General features: G+C 58.0%; 15 protein-coding genes. 3 read left to right on the forward strand and 12 right to left on the reverse strand.

What is annotated here, in order from left to right:
• Positions 1–102 precede the first annotated feature (102 nt).
• The 4 genes from J2X72_RS02240 to J2X72_RS02255 form a co-directional block, all read right to left on the reverse strand.
• Positions 103–909, reverse strand: a complete 807-nt coding sequence (locus tag J2X72_RS02240) for an exodeoxyribonuclease III (RefSeq protein ID WP_310068000.1) — start codon at positions 907–909, stop codon at positions 103–105.
• A 100-nt stretch (positions 910–1,009) separates the two neighbouring features.
• The gene (locus tag J2X72_RS02245) at positions 1,010–1,684 is read right to left on the reverse strand and encodes an outer membrane lipoprotein carrier protein LolA (RefSeq protein WP_405044645.1); all 675 of its coding nucleotides are present in this window, start codon (positions 1,682–1,684) and stop codon (positions 1,010–1,012) included.
• 184 nt (positions 1,685–1,868) lie between these two features.
• Positions 1,869–4,490 carry a DNA translocase FtsK gene (locus tag J2X72_RS02250; protein ID WP_310068004.1) on the reverse strand — a complete coding sequence of 874 codons (2,622 nt, stop codon included), beginning with the start codon at positions 4,488–4,490 and terminating at the stop codon, positions 1,869–1,871.
• Positions 4,491–4,640: 150 nt separating this feature from the next.
• Positions 4,641–5,207: a helix-turn-helix domain-containing protein gene (locus J2X72_RS02255; protein WP_310068006.1), complete on the reverse strand. Its 567-nt coding sequence runs from the start codon at positions 5,205–5,207 to the stop codon at positions 4,641–4,643.
• Between the two features lie 104 nt (positions 5,208–5,311).
• Between J2X72_RS02255 and J2X72_RS02260 the strand changes: the two genes are divergently transcribed.
• The gene (locus J2X72_RS02260; RefSeq protein ID WP_310068008.1) at positions 5,312–6,112 is read left to right on the forward strand and encodes an SDR family oxidoreductase; all 801 of its coding nucleotides are present in this window, start codon (positions 5,312–5,314) and stop codon (positions 6,110–6,112) included.
• Between the two features lie 79 nt (positions 6,113–6,191).
• Here J2X72_RS02260 and J2X72_RS02265 read toward each other — a convergent pair whose 3' ends face one another.
• From J2X72_RS02265 to tesB, 3 genes are all read right to left on the reverse strand, one after another.
• The gene (locus J2X72_RS02265) at positions 6,192–7,616 is read right to left on the reverse strand and encodes an ammonium transporter (protein ID WP_209998960.1); all 1,425 of its coding nucleotides are present in this window, start codon (positions 7,614–7,616) and stop codon (positions 6,192–6,194) included.
• Between the two features lie 26 nt (positions 7,617–7,642).
• Positions 7,643–7,981: a P-II family nitrogen regulator gene (locus J2X72_RS02270; RefSeq protein ID WP_100000921.1), complete on the reverse strand. Its 339-nt coding sequence runs from the start codon at positions 7,979–7,981 to the stop codon at positions 7,643–7,645.
• A gap of 256 nt (positions 7,982–8,237) precedes the next feature.
• Entirely contained in the window at positions 8,238–9,107 is an 870-nt protein-coding gene (gene tesB / locus J2X72_RS02275) for an acyl-CoA thioesterase II (RefSeq protein WP_209998959.1), read from the reverse strand.
• A 90-nt stretch (positions 9,108–9,197) separates the two neighbouring features.
• Here tesB and J2X72_RS02280 point away from each other — a divergent pair, with 90 nt between their 5' ends.
• Entirely contained in the window at positions 9,198–10,436 is a 1,239-nt protein-coding gene (locus J2X72_RS02280; protein WP_310068020.1) for a ubiquinone biosynthesis hydroxylase, read from the forward strand.
• An 18-nt stretch (positions 10,437–10,454) separates the two neighbouring features.
• On the opposite strand, the gene J2X72_RS02285 is transcribed toward J2X72_RS02280, so the two are convergent.
• From J2X72_RS02285 to J2X72_RS02295, 3 genes are all read right to left on the reverse strand, one after another.
• On the reverse strand, positions 10,455–10,874 hold the full coding sequence (locus tag J2X72_RS02285) for a hypothetical protein (RefSeq protein ID WP_310068021.1): 420 nt from the start codon (positions 10,872–10,874) through the stop codon (positions 10,455–10,457).
• Positions 10,871–11,563 carry a hypothetical protein gene (locus tag J2X72_RS02290; RefSeq protein WP_310068023.1) on the reverse strand — a complete coding sequence of 231 codons (693 nt, stop codon included), beginning with the start codon at positions 11,561–11,563 and terminating at the stop codon, positions 10,871–10,873. Before J2X72_RS02290 ends, J2X72_RS02285 begins: the two co-directional genes overlap by 4 nt.
• Before the next feature lie 119 nt (positions 11,564–11,682).
• Positions 11,683–12,717 carry an aldo/keto reductase gene (locus J2X72_RS02295; RefSeq protein ID WP_310069255.1) on the reverse strand — a complete coding sequence of 345 codons (1,035 nt, stop codon included), beginning with the start codon at positions 12,715–12,717 and terminating at the stop codon, positions 11,683–11,685.
• A gap of 247 nt (positions 12,718–12,964) precedes the next feature.
• On the opposite strand from J2X72_RS02295, the gene J2X72_RS02300 reads away from it, so the two are divergent.
• A complete protein-coding gene (locus J2X72_RS02300) occupies positions 12,965–13,393 on the forward strand; it encodes an OsmC family protein (protein ID WP_209998957.1) in 429 nt (142 codons plus the stop codon).
• A gap of 225 nt (positions 13,394–13,618) precedes the next feature.
• On the opposite strand, the gene J2X72_RS02305 is transcribed toward J2X72_RS02300, so the two are convergent.
• Both J2X72_RS02305 and sdhA read right to left on the reverse strand, forming a co-directional pair.
• Positions 13,619–14,398, reverse strand: coding sequence for a succinate dehydrogenase iron-sulfur subunit (locus J2X72_RS02305; protein WP_310068027.1), 780 nt, complete (start codon positions 14,396–14,398; stop codon positions 13,619–13,621).
• A gap of 74 nt (positions 14,399–14,472) precedes the next feature.
• Positions 14,473–16,293, reverse strand: a complete 1,821-nt coding sequence (sdhA, locus tag J2X72_RS02310; RefSeq protein WP_310068029.1) for a succinate dehydrogenase flavoprotein subunit — start codon at positions 16,291–16,293, stop codon at positions 14,473–14,475.

Below are 16,293 nucleotides of genomic sequence, written 5' to 3' on the forward strand. Positions count from 1 at the left end.
GCAGATTGAAATTCTTGCACCAGAATCGAGGATTCTTGCGTGAGATTCGGAAAATTCGAACAGAATTCAGCTATTGTTGCGCAGTCTTGTCTCAGATCAAACTCAGTCCAGATTAAAACGTGCAATGACCGGAACATGGTCCGACGGGCGCTCCCATCCGCGTGCCTCGCGAAGGATCGTGATGTCGGTCAGATCGGTTTCAAGGTCCGGCGAACCCCATATATGATCCAGCCGCCGTCCGCGATCAGCCGCCGCCCAATCAGCGGCGCGATAGCTCCACCAGGTATAGATCTTCTCGCTCGGCGGGATGTGGTGCCGCATCAGATCGCTCCACCCGCCATCCTTCCGCAGCTTTTCCAGACCTTCGGTTTCGACCGGCGTATGGCTGACGACTTTTAGAAGTTGCTTGTGCGACCAGACATCGGTTTCGAGCGGGGCAATGTTGAGATCGCCAACCAGCAGAGACGCATGACCATCGCCGTGAACAGCATTCATCGCGCGCATCTCGTCCAGGAACCCGAGCTTGTGCCTGAACTTCGCATTGATCTCCGGATCCGGCTCATCGCCTCCGGCGGGAACGTAGAAATTGTGGATGCGCAGCCGCTTCGATCCAGCGGTGACGACCGTGCTCAAATGCCGGCAATCGGCGATATCGCAAAACCCCACGCGCGCCGGTTCGCTCAGGGGACGGCGCGACAGAGTAGCGACACCATGATAGCCTTTCTGGCCGCTGATCTCGATATGCTCATACCCGGCCATGTGAAGAGCCTCGCGCGGGAAAAGATCATCCGGGCACTTGGTCTCCTGCAAGCACAATACATCGGGTTGATAGTCGCGCAGGAACTGCAGCACCAGCGGCAAGCGCAGGCGCACCGAATTGATGTTCCAGGTGGCAACGGAAAAGGGCATGAAGACTCGCAAGGTGGATGGACGGCACCGTCAAGCAGTGCCTGATACCTCCGGTCATGCCAAAAGATCAGGCAAACCGCAAGGCCAGGGTCGTGACCTGCTACCGCTTCATGGCGATGCGGGTGTAGTCGATCTTGAACATATCATCGGCAAAGCGCACGCCTGTCCGCACATCGGTGATCATCACCGTTGTATCGAGACCTTGGGCATCGGTGATGGTCCATTGACGCAGGTCGGAGGTTTTCGGATCGAACATCATGGAAATGGTCGAGTTGCCGAAGACCGACTTGTCGCCAAGCACGATCGTCGTCATGTCCGGCTCCTGCTTCACTGACTTGACCGACTTGGTGGACAGATCGATCTGATCGCTCAGGAGCAACTTCAGCGGCGTTTTCGACAACGGATAGAGATCCCAGGTGTCGAGCTTGCGGTTGTTGATCACCACGGACTTGCCGTCGGAGATAACGCGAATGGGCGACGGCTTGTTGTAGTTGAAGCGGATTTTGCCGGGACGTTCGATATAGAACGTACCCCCGGTCTGATCTCCCCGCGGGCCGAACTGGACAAAACTGCCCGTCAGCGTTTTAACGCTGGAGAACTTGTTGGCTATGTCCTGCGCTGCGCTGATACCGGCGGGTGCGGCTTGCGCCAGGGCCGGTGTCGGCAGTACTATATTCGCAGCGCCGAACAGGAGACCCATGCCGACGATAGAAGCAACCGCAGAGCTCTTTGCCAGTGAGCCAAGGGCGCAAAACGGTGCTTTTGTCAGTATCATCATCATATCTCCTGTCGTCTCTCTTCGTACGAAGCCAGTTGGGCTGCACTATGGCCAATAAACGGCAGGATATCGTTTCTTGTTCCCTTGCGCCGTTACGTAACCTGAGCTTCAACCGTTATGTAATGCGCCGCTGCCTATTGTTCCATAACGGCCTACAAAATCGTTACGTTACTAGTCGCGCCTAGAACTCGTCGTCCTCTGTCGGCACAAGAATCTCGCGTTTGCCGGCGTGATTGGCAGGGCCGACAAGCCCTTCCTGTTCCATGCGCTCAATAATCGAAGCGGCGCGGTTATAACCAATGCCGAGCCGGCGCTGGATATAGCTCGTTGACGCCTTCTTGTCGCGAAGCACAACGGCAACAGCCTGATCATAGGGATCGTCCGAATCTTCGAGATTGGACGTTCCGGCTGGGCCGCCACCTTCGTCTTCGTCATCTTCCTCAGTAATCGAATCGAGATATTCCGGAACGCCCTGCAGTTTCAGATGCTGGACGATCTTCTCCACTTCATCGTCGCCGACAAAGGGTCCGTGCACGCGCTGGATGCGGCCGCCGCCGGCCATATAGAGCATGTCGCCCATGCCGAGCAGCTGCTCGCCGCCCTGCTCGCCAAGGATCGTTCGCGAATCGATCTTCGATGTAACCTGGAACGAAATACGTGTGGGAAAATTCGCCTTGATCGTGCCGGTGATGACATCGACCGACGGACGCTGTGTCGCCATGATCACGTGGATACCGGCGGCGCGCGCCATCTGCGCCAGCCGCTGCACCGCACCTTCAATATCCTTGCCGGCGACCATCATCAGGTCGGCCATTTCGTCGATGATGACGACGATATAGGGCATCGGCTTCAGGTCGAGCTCTTCAGTCTCGTAGACAGCTTCGCCCGTCGCGCGATCGAAGCCGGTCTGCACCGTTCGGGCAATACGTTCACCCTTCTTGTGGGCCTGCTCGACCCGCTGATTGAAGCCGTCAATATTGCGAACGCCGACTTTCGACATCTTGCGGTAGCGGTCTTCCATCTCCTTGACCGTCCACTTCAGCGCGACGACGGCCTTTTTGGGATCGGTGACGACGGGCGTCAACAGATGCGGAATGCCATCATAGATCGAAAGTTCCAGCATCTTCGGGTCGATCATGATCAGGCGGCACTGCTCCGGCGTCATCCGGTAAAGCAAGGACAGAATCATCGTATTGATTGCAACGGACTTACCCGAGCCCGTGGTTCCGGCGACCAGTAGATGGGGCATTTTCGCAAGGTCGGCGATAACCGCCTCGCCATTGATGGTCTTTCCAAGTGCAAGCGCCAGCTTGGTCTTTGTCTGTTCGAAGTCACGGCTTGCCAGAAGTTCGCGCAGATAGACCATCTCGCGGGTCTGGTTGGGAAGCTCGATACCGATCGCATTGCGGCCAGGCACCACGGCGACACGCGCGGCGATGGCGCTCATGGAGCGGGCGATATCATCGGCGAGGGTGATGACCCGCGACGATTTGATACCCGGCGCCGGCTCCAGTTCATAAAGCGTCACCACCGGACCCGGACGCACATGGATGATTTCGCCCCGCACCCCGAAATCCTCAAGCACGCCTTCCAATAGCCGCGCGTTCTGTTCCAAAGCCTCCTTGGAAAGACCCGGATTGCGCACGACGTTCTTCGGTTCGCTCAGGAAATGCAGCGACGGCATCTCGTACTCGTCGGATGCGATCAACGACGCCTGCGCTTCGCGCTGAACACGCGCGCCGGCCCGCGGCGCAGGTGCCGGTGTATCAATGCGTGCGGCAACCGGCCTGTTCGGAATCGCCGTCGGTCTTGCCGGAGCTGATTGCAGCGCCCAATCGTCGACGTCCTCTTCATCGCTGAAGGCGACCGGATCGAAGCGGCCGTCGAACTCGTCATTGCCGATATCGATAGCAGGCGCCTCGATTTGTGGTGCTTCGTCGTAGAAGCCGGGCTCGCGTCGTCCCTGGGACTGTCCGTTTTTCTGACGCGAAACCGCCATGTCGGGGAAATCGCCGTCATGACGCGTGCCGATACTGCGCGCACTATTGTAGAGCCCGGCGCTACGACCTGAAACCCGGCGGAACAGAGCTTTCGTGCTCAGGAACCAATGGGTCAAGGCGCCGAGAGCGAGCAGGCCACCACCTTCGCGATCATCGTCATCCTCGTCGTCGTAATCATCATCTTCGGCCACGTGGCGCGTGGATTTTTTGGTAACCACCGGCTCGCTGTCGCGGTAGGTGATGCCACTGGCAAAGCCGAAGATCCAAAGGGTTGGGATGGCCAGAATGGCAACCATGATCATGGCCAAACCGCCACGGGGGAAAGTGCCGATAAAAATACCGGGTATCTTGAGGACCATATCACCAAAGACACCGCCGAGACCGATGGGCATCGGCCAGCTTTCAGGTATGGCAAAGCAGCCGGCTATCGCCGCGGCCAGAAGCGAGGCGCAAAGCCAGGCAACGGCCCGGCGCGGCATACGGTCGACACCGCGCCCGGTGAGAAAGAGCCCGCCCCAGAAAAGCGCCGGCATCAGTGCCACGACCATGGAAAGACCAAAGAACTGCATGCCGAGGTCGGCAAAGACAGCACCGGGATAACCGAGCGCGTTGCGAGTGGGATTCGACGTCGCATGACTGAAGCTTGGATCGAGCACGTTCCACGTAGCGAGGCTGCCGATAGCAAAAGCCACGAAGCCGATAAGTCCCAGCCCCCACAGAATATGAATCTGCCTGCGAAACAGGCTGGATAATCCCGTTCGCTGATCATCAATGGCATAGGAGGAAGGGTATCCTTGACGCATGAAATCCGGCCCCGCGTGAACGCATACAGAGCAGCTGGGAGCAGCCGCCAATCCAAGAGTTGATTCTGACGTTACGGTGCGGATGGTTAAGGGGCCATTAACCATGGAAGGTAAGCCGAGGATTTGGTGAGAACGACCTGCGAAAAACCTTCAATCCTGCGAGGAATTCGGGCTGGGCCGTGACGTAATCCACTCCCGCGTCTGCGCCAGCAGTTCATCAGACAGGTGGGGGTCATCGCTCATCCGGGCCAAGATGACTGCACCCACCATCGCCGCCCAGCTCCCGATGGCAGCCCGCCGTTTGTCTTCCGCGATTGCCCCAGGGGCTGAGCGGCTCAAGCGCTCGATATGTTCTCGCAAGCCTGCCGTCATCGCTGCGCGCGCCTCTGGCGATTGATGGACGGTTTGGCCGGCCAGTCCCGCCGTTGGACATCCGCCTGCGATATCGTCGCGGTGTCCTTCTGAGAGGTAGGTCGTCGCATACCGCGTCAGATCGAGATCCTCTGGTATCCCGGCTGAAACAATGTGGGCCAGGGTCTGAACGATCAGGTCATCTTTTGAATTGAAATGCCCGTAAAAAGCACCGTGGGTGAGAGACGCCGCCTTCATGACATCCGCCACTGTCACCGCCTCGAACCCTTTGGCTCTGAAAAGCCTGCCGGCTGCCTCCAGGATCCTTCGCCGGTTTTCGGCCACTTGCTCGCGGCTGATTTTCATTTTTGTCCTCGATTTCGTCTCTTGACATTAATCATGATAGCGATCATGAATAGCCTAAACATGATGATGATCATGATTACTATTCGAAACCCAAGGAAAAATCAATGAACGCCAAATCCACCGTCCTTATTACTGGAGCCTCCACTGGCATAGGTGCTGTTTATGCCGACCGTTTTGCCAAGCGAGGGCATGACCTCGTCTTGGTAGCGCGAGATCTGGCTCGATTGGAAACGCTCAGCAAGCGCCTGGGCCGTGAAACCGGAGTCAATGTCGATATCCTCCAGGCGGACCTCACCGACGAGGCCGAGCTCGCTCGGGTGGAGTCGCGGGTGCGTGACGACACACGCATTGGCATACTGATCAACAACGCAGGCGCCAGCGCGGCCGGCGGCTTCGCCGATCAGACGCCGGACGATGTGGCCAAGCTCATAAGCCTCAACACGACTGCGCTGACCCGGCTGATCAGTGCTGTTACGCCCCGTTTCATCGAAGCTGGGGCAGGGTCGATCATCAATATCGCCTCGGTTGTCGGATTGGCGCCTGAATTTGGTCTAACCGTCTACGGAGCGACAAAAGCCTTTGTGCTGTTCCTCAGCCAGGGACTCCAGCTCGAACTTGGTCCAAAGGGAGTGTATGTCCAGGTGGTACTGCCAGCGGCGACACGGACAGAAATCTGGGAGCGTTCGGGTCGGGATGTGAATACACTTCCGGCTGTGATGGAAGTGGACGAACTGGTCGACGCGGCGCTGGTGGGTTTCGATCGTCGCGAGTCCGTGACTATCCCGCCGCTTCCGGATGCCGATCAATGGAAGGCTTTCGACACAGCTCGACAGTCAATGATTCCAAATTACGCGCAGGTCCATGCTGCCGATCGCTATCAGCCTGAAAAAGCGCTCGCAAGTTAAGGCAGCGGCCAGGACTCCATGTTCAATAGAAAAGGGCCCGGAAAACCGGGCCCTTTTGCTGCTTTTCAAGATGGTTCTATCAGCTGTGATAGGCAGCTTCACCGTGCGAGGTGAGGTCGAGACCTTCACGCTCTGATTCGGGCGATGCACGCAGGCCGACGATCAGATCGACGATCTTGTAAAGGATCGCGCTGCCGATACCTGACCAGAGCAGTGTCACGAGAACACCTTTGAACTGCGCCCAGACCTGGGTCGCGGTACCTGCATAGCTGGCGGCGAAATCGGCCGTCGAATAATCGACGATACCAGCCCCACCGAGTGCCGGATTGACGAGGATGCCAGTGCCCAGAGCACCGATGATGCCACCGACGCAATGGATACCGAAGACATCGAGGCTGTCATCATAGTCGAACGTGTTCTTCACCACTGCCACGAAGAAGTAGCAGACGACGGTGACAACCGCGCCGAGCACGATGGCGCCCATCGGGCCGACGAAACCGGCAGCCGGGGTAACGGCAACCAGACCGGCAACCGCACCCGATACGGCACCGAGCATCGAAGCCTTACCACGCAGGACGGATTCGAGGATGATCCACATCACCGCCGCAGCAGCTGTCGCCACGAAGGTGTTGATCATGGCAAGGCCCGCATAGGCGTTGGCCTCGAGGTTTGAACCGGCATTGAAGCCGAACCAGCCAACCCACAGCAATGACGCGCCGATCATGGTCATCGTCATCGAGTGCGGTGCCATGATGTCTTTCTTGTAGCCGATACGCTTGCCGATCATCAGAGCGCCGACGAGACCGGCAATGCCCGCATTGATGTGAACGACGGTACCACCGGCAAAGTCGATTGCGCCGAAGCCGAAGATCAGGCCCGATGGATCGGAATAGGCACTTGGGCCGCCCCAGAACCAGACCATGTGAGCGATCGGGAAGTAGACGAAGGTAACCCAGAGGATGACGAACAGGATGACCGCCGAGAATTTCACGCGTTCAGCGAACGCACCGACGATAAGCGCTGGTGTGATGCAGGCAAAGGTCATCTGGAAGACGACATAGACCAGCTCGGGGATGGCGACGCCCTTCGTGAAGGTCTCCGACATCGTCGTCACGTCGACGCCGTGCAAGAACGCCTTGGACAGGCCCCCGACGAACGAATTGCCGGGTGTGAACGCCAGGCTGTAGCCGTAGAACACCCAGATCAGCATCACCACAGCGGTGATGGTGAAGACCTGCATGAGAACCGAGAGCATGTTCTTCGAGCGGACAAGGCCGCCATAGAAAAGCGCGAGGCCGGGGATGGTCATCAACAGCACAAGCACTGTCGATATCATCATCCAGGTTGTGTCGCCCTTGTCGACCGTGAAGGCTGGCGCTGCGGCGGCGGGAGCTGCTGGCGCGGCCTCCTGAGCGAATGCCGCCAGCGTACCTATAGCGACCAGCGCCAGCGACCCGAGAAGGGTGCTGCGCGCCGCAGATGTCAGACTGGTTGGAATTTTCATTATTGTCTCCTTGAACCCCAAATAAATCACAGCGCGTCGGTGTCGGTTTCGCCCGTGCGGATACGGACGGCCTGCTCGATGCTGAGAACGAAGATCTTTCCGTCACCGATCTGACCGGTCTTGGCAGCCGTGGTGATGGCTTCAACGGCGGTGTCGACGAGCTCGGATGCGACTGCGACCTCCACCTTCAGCTTCGGAAGAAAGCTGACGGCGTATTCCGCCCCGCGATAAATTTCGGTGTGCCCTTTCTGGCGGCCATAACCTTTCACCTCGGTGACGGTCAGGCCCTGGATGCCGACAGCGGTGAGTGCTTCGCGCACTTCGTCCAGCTTGAACGGCTTGATGATGGCCATCACAATTTTCATTGAATATACCCCTGCGCTTGCGCGGCACCTTTCAGGTGGAATTACTCGAAAGGCTTCACATCCGCGTTGAACCCATCGCCTAAAGCCGCTTGTGGCAATCGGTGACTGCTACGGAGTATTCAAGTTCTGTGCCAGACTCGAAATATAACGGCAAGTTATTGATTATAAATGGATATTTTTAACAATCGATGGGTTGCCCGCGCGAGCCCGAGCAACATGCCTAAAATTTAGGCAAACTCACGGGGCCTTGAAAAGGTCACGCTTCGGAATGCACACGAATTAGGCCTTCCTGTGCCGTCGAGGCAATCAATGCGCCATCGCGGCTATAGATTGCACCACGATTGAAGCCGCGCGCACCGGAAGTGCTGGGGCTATCTGCCGTATAAAGCAGCCAGTCGTCGAAACGGCAGGGCCGATGGAACCACATGGCGTGGTCGAGGCTGGCGACCTGCAGGTCGCGATCGAAAATGGATCTTCCATGCGCATAAAGCGAGGTATCGAGCAGCGTCATATCCGAAAGATAAGCGAGCACCGCCGCCTGCACGGCGCGGTCATCGGGCACGGGACCCGTGGTCTTGATCCAGACGTTCTGCTCGGGCGGCAGCTTCTCGCGCGAGAAATAGTGGGCGAGTGACAAGGGCTTCATCTCAATGGGCCGGTCTTGCTCCCAATACTTGCGGATAGCGGCAGGCGCATTCTGCAAATATTGCTCTTTCAGGTCGCGGTCGCTGATGAGATTTTCCGGTTCGATGACGTCGAGCGGTTTAGGCTTCTGATGTTCGAGCCCCTGCTCCTCGATCTGGAACGAAGCTTCGAGCGAAAAGATCGCGTGGCCATGCTGGATGCCGACGACGCGCCGCGTCGTGAAGCTCGAACCATCGCGAATACGATCGACCTCGTAAATGATCGGCACCTTCGGATCGCCGGCGCGCATGAAATAGCCATGCAGCGAATGCACATGACGCAAGGGATCGACGGTGCGCTGCGCCGCGACCAATGCCTGGCCGATCACCTGGCCGCCGAAGACGCGCTGCCAGCCAGATTGCGGACTGCGACCTCGAAACAGGTTGTGTTCAAGCATCTCAAGGTCGAGTATGGACAAAAGCTCATTCATGGCGTCAGACATGATCGAAGTCTCCCGTTCGCGCGTCCAACGCTTGCAACAGGAACAGGAGCACAAGTCAAGCGCCGCATAATTGCAACCCGGAGGCAAATCATGATTGAACGAAGCTCCCCGCAACAAAGCAGCGATATCGCCATCGCCGGCGCAGGCTATGTCGGCCTCGCGACAGCGGTCGCGCTGAAATCATCGGCGCCGCACCTTGCCGTCACGGTTATCGACGCGGCGCCCGCCGGCGTGTGGCGCAACGATACGCGTGCCTCGGCGATCGCCGCCGCCGCAAGCCGCATGCTGGACCGCCTCGGATGCTGGGAGGCGATCCTGCCGGAAGCGCAACCCATCACCGAGATGATCGTCACCGATTCGCGCACGTCCGATCCCGTACGGCCCGTTTTCCTGACCTTCAACGGCGAAGTCGAGCCGGGCGAGCCGTTCGCGCATATGGTGGAGAACCGCGTCCTCAACGCATCGCTGCGCAAGAAGGCAGAAGAGCTTGGCGTGAGCTTCGTCGAAGGGGCGCCGGTGAACGGCTTCGAACATGGCGAGGCACATCTGACGGTCCGTTATTCTGACGACAAGAGCTTGCGTACCCGGCTGCTGATCGCGGCCGACGGTGTCAAATCCCGCCTGCGCGAGATGGCGGGCATCAAGGTTGTGAACTGGGAATATGGTCAGTCGGGTATCGTTTGCACCGTCGCGCACGAGCGTCCGCATCATGGCCGGGCCGAGGAACATTTCTTGCCGGCGGGACCCTTTGCAGTGCTGCCACTCAAAGGCAACCGTTCATCGCTCGTCTGGACAGAACGGACCGCCGATGCCGAACGCCTGATCAACGAGGATGATTTCGTCTTTGAAGCCGAGCTCGAACAACGCTTTGGCTTGAAACTCGGCGAAGTACACGTGGAGGGCGCGCGTAAAGCCTTTCCGCTCGGTCTCACCCTTGCACGGGATTTCGTCAAGCCGCGCTTCGCGCTGGTGGGCGATGCAGCGCATGGTATCCACCCGATCGCCGGGCAAGGCCTCAATCTCGGCTTCAAGGATGCGGCGGCGCTGGCGGAAACCATCGTCGACGCCGATCGGCTCGGGCTCGACATCGGTTCGATAGCGGTGCTCGAACGCTATCAGACCTGGCGCCGCTTCGACACGGTGCAGATGGGCGTTACCACGGACGTTTTGAACCGGCTGTTTTCGAACGACAACGTACCTGTCAGGGCGTTGCGCGACTTCGGTCTCGGTCTCGTCGAACGGATGCCCCGGCTCAAGGGATTCTTCATCCGCCAGGCTGCGGGACTATCGACGACAGCGCCGAAACTGCTACAGGGCCAGCCGATCTAGAACGATCTTCTCCTACACCTAAACAGGGAATTGTCTAAGTTTCGTCATTCTGCCAATAGGAATTTCGTGCATCGACGGAGCAGCCAGAAGACTCGTAATCTTGAGAATTTCCGGCCAACGCCAGACTACGGTAGCGGCGACTTGATTAAGCGCGGTTTTTTGATAGCCGGGCGCTAAGATAAAGCCGTGCAAACCAGCCGAACGCAAGGCCGCACGCTCAGCTGGATTCTTGAGCATCCTCGCATCACCAGAGATGAATATCCATTTCTCCGGTGCTTTACGAAGATGTTCAATCCAGTCCAAATCGGCAGAGTGGCGACCTCTTGGAAGGCCTGGAACGTCTTTCAGATGGAAGGCGGCGTCGCCGTAGTGTCTAACGAACCCATGAAGTGTCGATGCCAAAATTGGAGACGTACAGTTGTCGAACAGCACGTTCACGCTGCAGCCCGTTGCTCCATTGAGTTTTCAAACTCAATCGACCGGCGAATTGAAGCCTCACTCACTTCATAGGCTAAAGCTGCACCTACGATGCCTTCTTGGATTCCAGCAGTGGCCAACACGGCAGTAGGGACACTTGAAGCCGCGTCGATCGGCTGACCAAACGAACGCAAGGGATCCACGACTACGTTTAGCCTGCGGCCACCAGGCCACCACAATAGTGGATTGCCGTCAGGACCAAACTCGACTGTCTTGAGGATCGGTTCGATGATACCCTTGAATTCATACTGCTGTCGGAAGAGGTTTAATAAACGCTCCCGCTGCTGCCCATTTTCGTCGGTTTCAATTATGTGAAGAAAGATTTCCCGACCATCTGTGCGAAACCTATCCGTCGACAAAGGGTGATCTTGTCCTATGATTTCACGGGCGGCAGCGATTGTGGCGCGAACTCTGATCGAAGAAACGCCGGCGCGAATGAATGCGTCGGCGACCCTTACTTCCATGAGATCACGAAAGCCGAGAAAGACACGCTCATCGCCTAAACTAACTTCAGGCGTCCACAAGGGTTCGTATATCTTGCCTTGGATGTTGTGGCCGTGAAGCCACCGCGATATTTTGGACGGGCGGACGTGCAAAAGCCTACCTGCTTCAGCAGGTGTGTAGACTCCGACGCCGATCAAATCGCTCATTCAAGCATTTCTCCTTGCCATATAGATTCAGCTTGTGTGTTCAGTGTCAATACGACCCTTCGATAATCCAGCTCCTCCGCGAATGGATAGCAAATCGGCGTATCTCTGCATCGCCTGCTCTAGAGCGGTCGCGGATATTTGCGGTAGATCGCGTTTATCTCCTTGAGGAGTTCCGGCGGCAGCGTGATTTGGCTCGCCCAGATATCTGTCTTCAGCTGTTCCATTGTTGTTGCGCCGATAATGACCGAGGTCATGAACGGTCGTGTCAGCGCGAAAGCAATCGCCATCTGCGCCACATCGAGATTGTGCTTGCGGGCAAGCTCGATATAAGCGCGAACCGCAGGCGCAGAGTGTTCATTGTTGCGCCACAGACCGCCTGGCTGAATCGAGCCGCGTGTGCCCGCGGGCATTTTCCCATCGAGGTATTTGCCGGTCAGTACGCCGGAAGCCAGCGACGAATAGGCGAGAAGGCCGACATCCTCGTGGTGGCTGAGTTCGGCAAGATCGAGATCGAAGACCCGCTGGAGCAAACTGTACTCGTTCTGCACCGAGGCAACGCGGGGCAGATCATGGCGCTCGGAGAGCTTGAGCCATTGACCGATGCCCCAAGCCGTTTCGTTGGAAAGGCCGATGTGGCGTATCTTGCCTTCCCTGACCATGTCGCCAAGCCCCTGCAGGGTCTCTTCGATCTGCCCCACGACCCGCGACTTGTCCTGGTTTTGCGGCGCATACTGCCATGCGGTACCGAAATGATAATGACCGCGGGCGGCATAGTGGACCTGGTAGAGATCGATGTAATCGGTCTGCAGACGCTTCAAACTGCCTTCCACCGCCTCCCGCACGGTCTGGCGATCAGGTGGAGTTCCATTGCGGATCCAGCTATTGCCGCCGCCGGAAATCTTCGACGCCAATACGAACTTGTCGCGCTTGCCGGTCTTCTTGAACCACGTGCCGATATAACTTTCGGTTTTGCCGTAGGTGTCCGCGCTCGACGGAATTGCATAGACTTCCGCCGTATCCATGAAATTGATACCCGCGTCCAACGCATAGTCGATCTGGCTGTGTGCATCGCCTTCGGTGTTCTGTACGCCCCAGGTCATGGTGCCGAGGCAAATTTCAGTGACGTCGATATCGGTCCTGCCGAGTTTCTTCAGTTTCACGGGATGATTCCAGTTCTGGCGATGAGAATTGAACAGTCGGGACGAAGCCTGGGTGGCCGTCTCACATGAGAATTGTTTTTTAGCCCGATGACGGCCTTTCATCAATAAGGGATTGTCGTCTGTGACCAGAGGTTGCGCAAATTCGCGACATGCATCTGTCTCGGAACTGCATTATGCTCGACACGTTATGCTTTTATCGAAGACCAGCCGGCTCGATATTTCAACCACGAGGGAGACGAAAATGGACAGACAAGCAACGGCAATCTGGAAAGGTGCGCTGAAGGATGGTCAAGGCACGCTCGACACCCAAAGCGGCGCTCTGAAAGGTCTTCCCTATAATTTCAAGGCCCGTTTCGAGGATGAAAGCGGTACTTCCGGTACCAATCCCGAAGAACTGCTGGGTGCGGCCCATGCGGGCTGCTTTGCCATGCAGCTTTCACACTTCCTCGCGGAGAACGGCACCCCGGCGGAAAGGCTCGAGGCCAAGGCGGTCGTGACGCTTGACCCGGCCAAGGGCGCCATCACCAAGAGCGCACTGACCTTGGTCGGCAACGTACCGGGAATTGACGCTGCGACTTTCAGCGAGCTTGCCAACAAGGCCAAGGCCAACTGCCCGGTGTCAAAGGCGCTCGGCGCGATCGAAGTGACACTGGATGCGAAGTTGGCCTAATGTAAAGGTCAGTTCTTGAATCAAACGGGCGCTTGCGGCGCCCGTTTTTTATTCTAATTGCATCGCTCCTGTGCGTGGTTCGACAGGCTCACCATGAGGAAAGCGAGTGGATTGCAGAGAATCCCGTTCTGGATTGCTGGCCATGATCATGGCCACTTGCAGCACAACAACTTCCCTCATGGTGAGCATGTCGAACCACGCATAACGCCATTGCAGGTAGTCGAATCAAACCCGCCGCTCCACCATCATCTTCTTGATTTCAGCGATTGCCTTGGCGGGGTTAAGACCCTTCGGGCATGCCTGCGCGCAGTTCATGATCGTGTGGCAGCGATAGAGCCGGAACGGATCTTCCAGATTGTCCAGACGCTCCCCCGTTGCTTCGTCGCGGCTGTCGATCAGCCAGCGATAGGCTTGCAGCAGCACCGCCGGGCCGAGATAGCGATCGCCGTTCCACCAGTAGCTCGGGCAAGAGGTCGAGCAGCAGGCGCAGAGGATGCACTCGTAAAGGCCGTCAAGCTTGGCACGGTCTTCGTGGCTCTGCAGCCATTCCTTGGCCGGCTCCGGTGAGACCGTCTTCAGCCACGGCTCGATAGACCGATGCTGGGCGTAGAAATTGGAGAGGTCCGGCACCAGATCCTTCACGACCGGCAGATGCGGCAGCGGATAGATCTTCACAGCGCCCTTGATCTCATCCGTGCCCTTGGTGCAAGCGAGCGTATTGGTGCCGTCGATGTTCATGGCACAGGAGCCGCAGATGCCCTCACGGCATGACCGGCGCAATGTCAGTGTCGGATCGATCTTGTTCTTGATCCACAACAGACCGTCGAGAACCATCGGCCCGCAATCATCGAGATCCACATAATAGGTATCGATGCGCGGGTTCTCGCCATCATCCGGCGACCAGCGGTAAATCCGGTACTCGCGCAGATTGTTTGCGCCCTGCGGACGATCCCATGTCTTGCCGGGACGCATCTGCGAGTTCTTGGGAAGTGCAAGTTCAACCATATTATTCTGGTCTCTCTATTTGTTCTTTCGCAATCCCGGACGTAGAACCGGTACCACTTTTCCTGGGATCGCTCTTAGTACACACGCGCTTTCGGCGCGATCTTGGCGAGGTTGATGCCGCCGTCCTCTTCCTTGAGAAGCGGCTCGAGATGAACAGGACGATAACCCAGCGTGACCTTGCCATCCGGCGCCAGCCAGGCAAGGCTGTGCTTGCGCCAGTTGACGTCGTCGCGGTTGGGGAAATCCTCATGCGCATGCGCCCCGCGGCTTTCCTTCCGCGCCTCGGCGGCAACGACCGTGGTGATGGCATTGGCCATGAGGTTTTCAAGTTCGAGCGTTTCCACCAGATCGGAATTCCAGATCATCGAGCGATCCGTAACTTTCACATCCGGCAGTTCGCTCCAGATCTGCTCCATGCGGCTTACGCCGGACTTTAGCGATTCCGACGTACGGAACACTGCCGCGTCTTCCTGCATCGTCTTTTGCATCTTTTCGCGCAACGCAGCGGTCGGAATGCCGCCATTGGCATGGCGCAGGCGGTCGAAGCGGTCCATGATCTTCGCGACCGAAGCCTCATTGATGTCGGGGATCTTCGCGTTGCGGTCGATTACCTGTCCGGCGCGGATCGCAGCGGCGCGACCGAACACCACGAGGTCGATCAGCGAGTTGGAGCCGAGACGATTGGCGCCATGCACCGACGCGCAACCCGCCTCGCCCACAGCCATCAGACCGGGCTGGATGCGGTCCGGATCTTCCTCGGTTGGATTGAGCGCTTCACCCCAATAATTGGTCGGAATGCCGCCCATATTGTAGTGAACCGTCGGAATGACCGGGATCGGCTCCTTGGTGAGATCGACGCCTGCAAAAATCTTCGCCGATTCCGAAATGCCCGGCAGCCGCTCGTGCAGGACGGCCGGATCGAGGTGATCCAGATGCAGGAAGATGTGATCCTTGTTCTTGCCGACGCCGCGTCCCTCGCGGATCTCCAGGGTCATGCAGCGTGAAACCACGTCGCGGGACGCCAGATCCTTGGCGGAAGGCGCATAACGTTCCATGAAGCGCTCGCCTTCGGCGTTGACGAGGTAACCGCCCTCGCCGCGTGCGCCTTCCGTGATGAGACAGCCAGCGCCATAAATGCCGGTCGGGTGGAACTGGACGAACTCCATGTCCTGCAAAGGCAAACCCGTACGCGCAACCATGCCGCCGCCATCGCCGGTGCAGGTATGCGCCGACGTTGCGGAGAAATAGGATCGGCCATAGCCACCCGTAGCCATAACCACCATCTTGGCGGCAAAGCGGTGGATCGTGCCGTCGTCGAGGTTCCAGGCGACAACGCCGGTGATGGTACCCTCCTCATCCTGGATGAGATCGAGCGCGAAATATTCGATGAAGAACTGTGCATTGTGGCGCAGGCTTTGGCCATACAGCGTGTGCAGTATGGCGTGCCCGGTACGATCGGCCGCGGCGCAGGTGCGCTGCACGGGCGGCCCGTCGCCGTAGTTCATCATGTGACCCCCGAAGGGGCGCTGGTAGATCTTGCCCTCTTCGGTGCGGGAGAACGGCACGCCGTAATGTTCGAGCTCGTAGACGGCAGCCGGCGCTTCGCGCACCAGATATTCCATGGCGTCCGTATCGCCGAGCCAGTCCGAACCCTTGACCGTGTCATACATGTGCCACTGCCAGGAATCGGCACCCATATTGCTCAGCGAGGCAGCGATGCCGCCCTGCGCCGCAACGGTATGCGAGCGAGTGGGGAAAACTTTGGTGATGCAGGCTGTCTTCAGGCCTTGCTCCGCCATGCCGAGCGTGGCGCGCAGGCCCGCGCCACCCGCGCCGACGACGACCACGTCGAATTTATGATCGACGAACTTATAGGCTTTATCTGTTGGTGCCAT

This window comes from Phyllobacterium sp. 1468 (genome assembly GCF_031455525.1).
Lineage (GTDB): Bacteria > Pseudomonadota > Alphaproteobacteria > Rhizobiales > Rhizobiaceae > Phyllobacterium.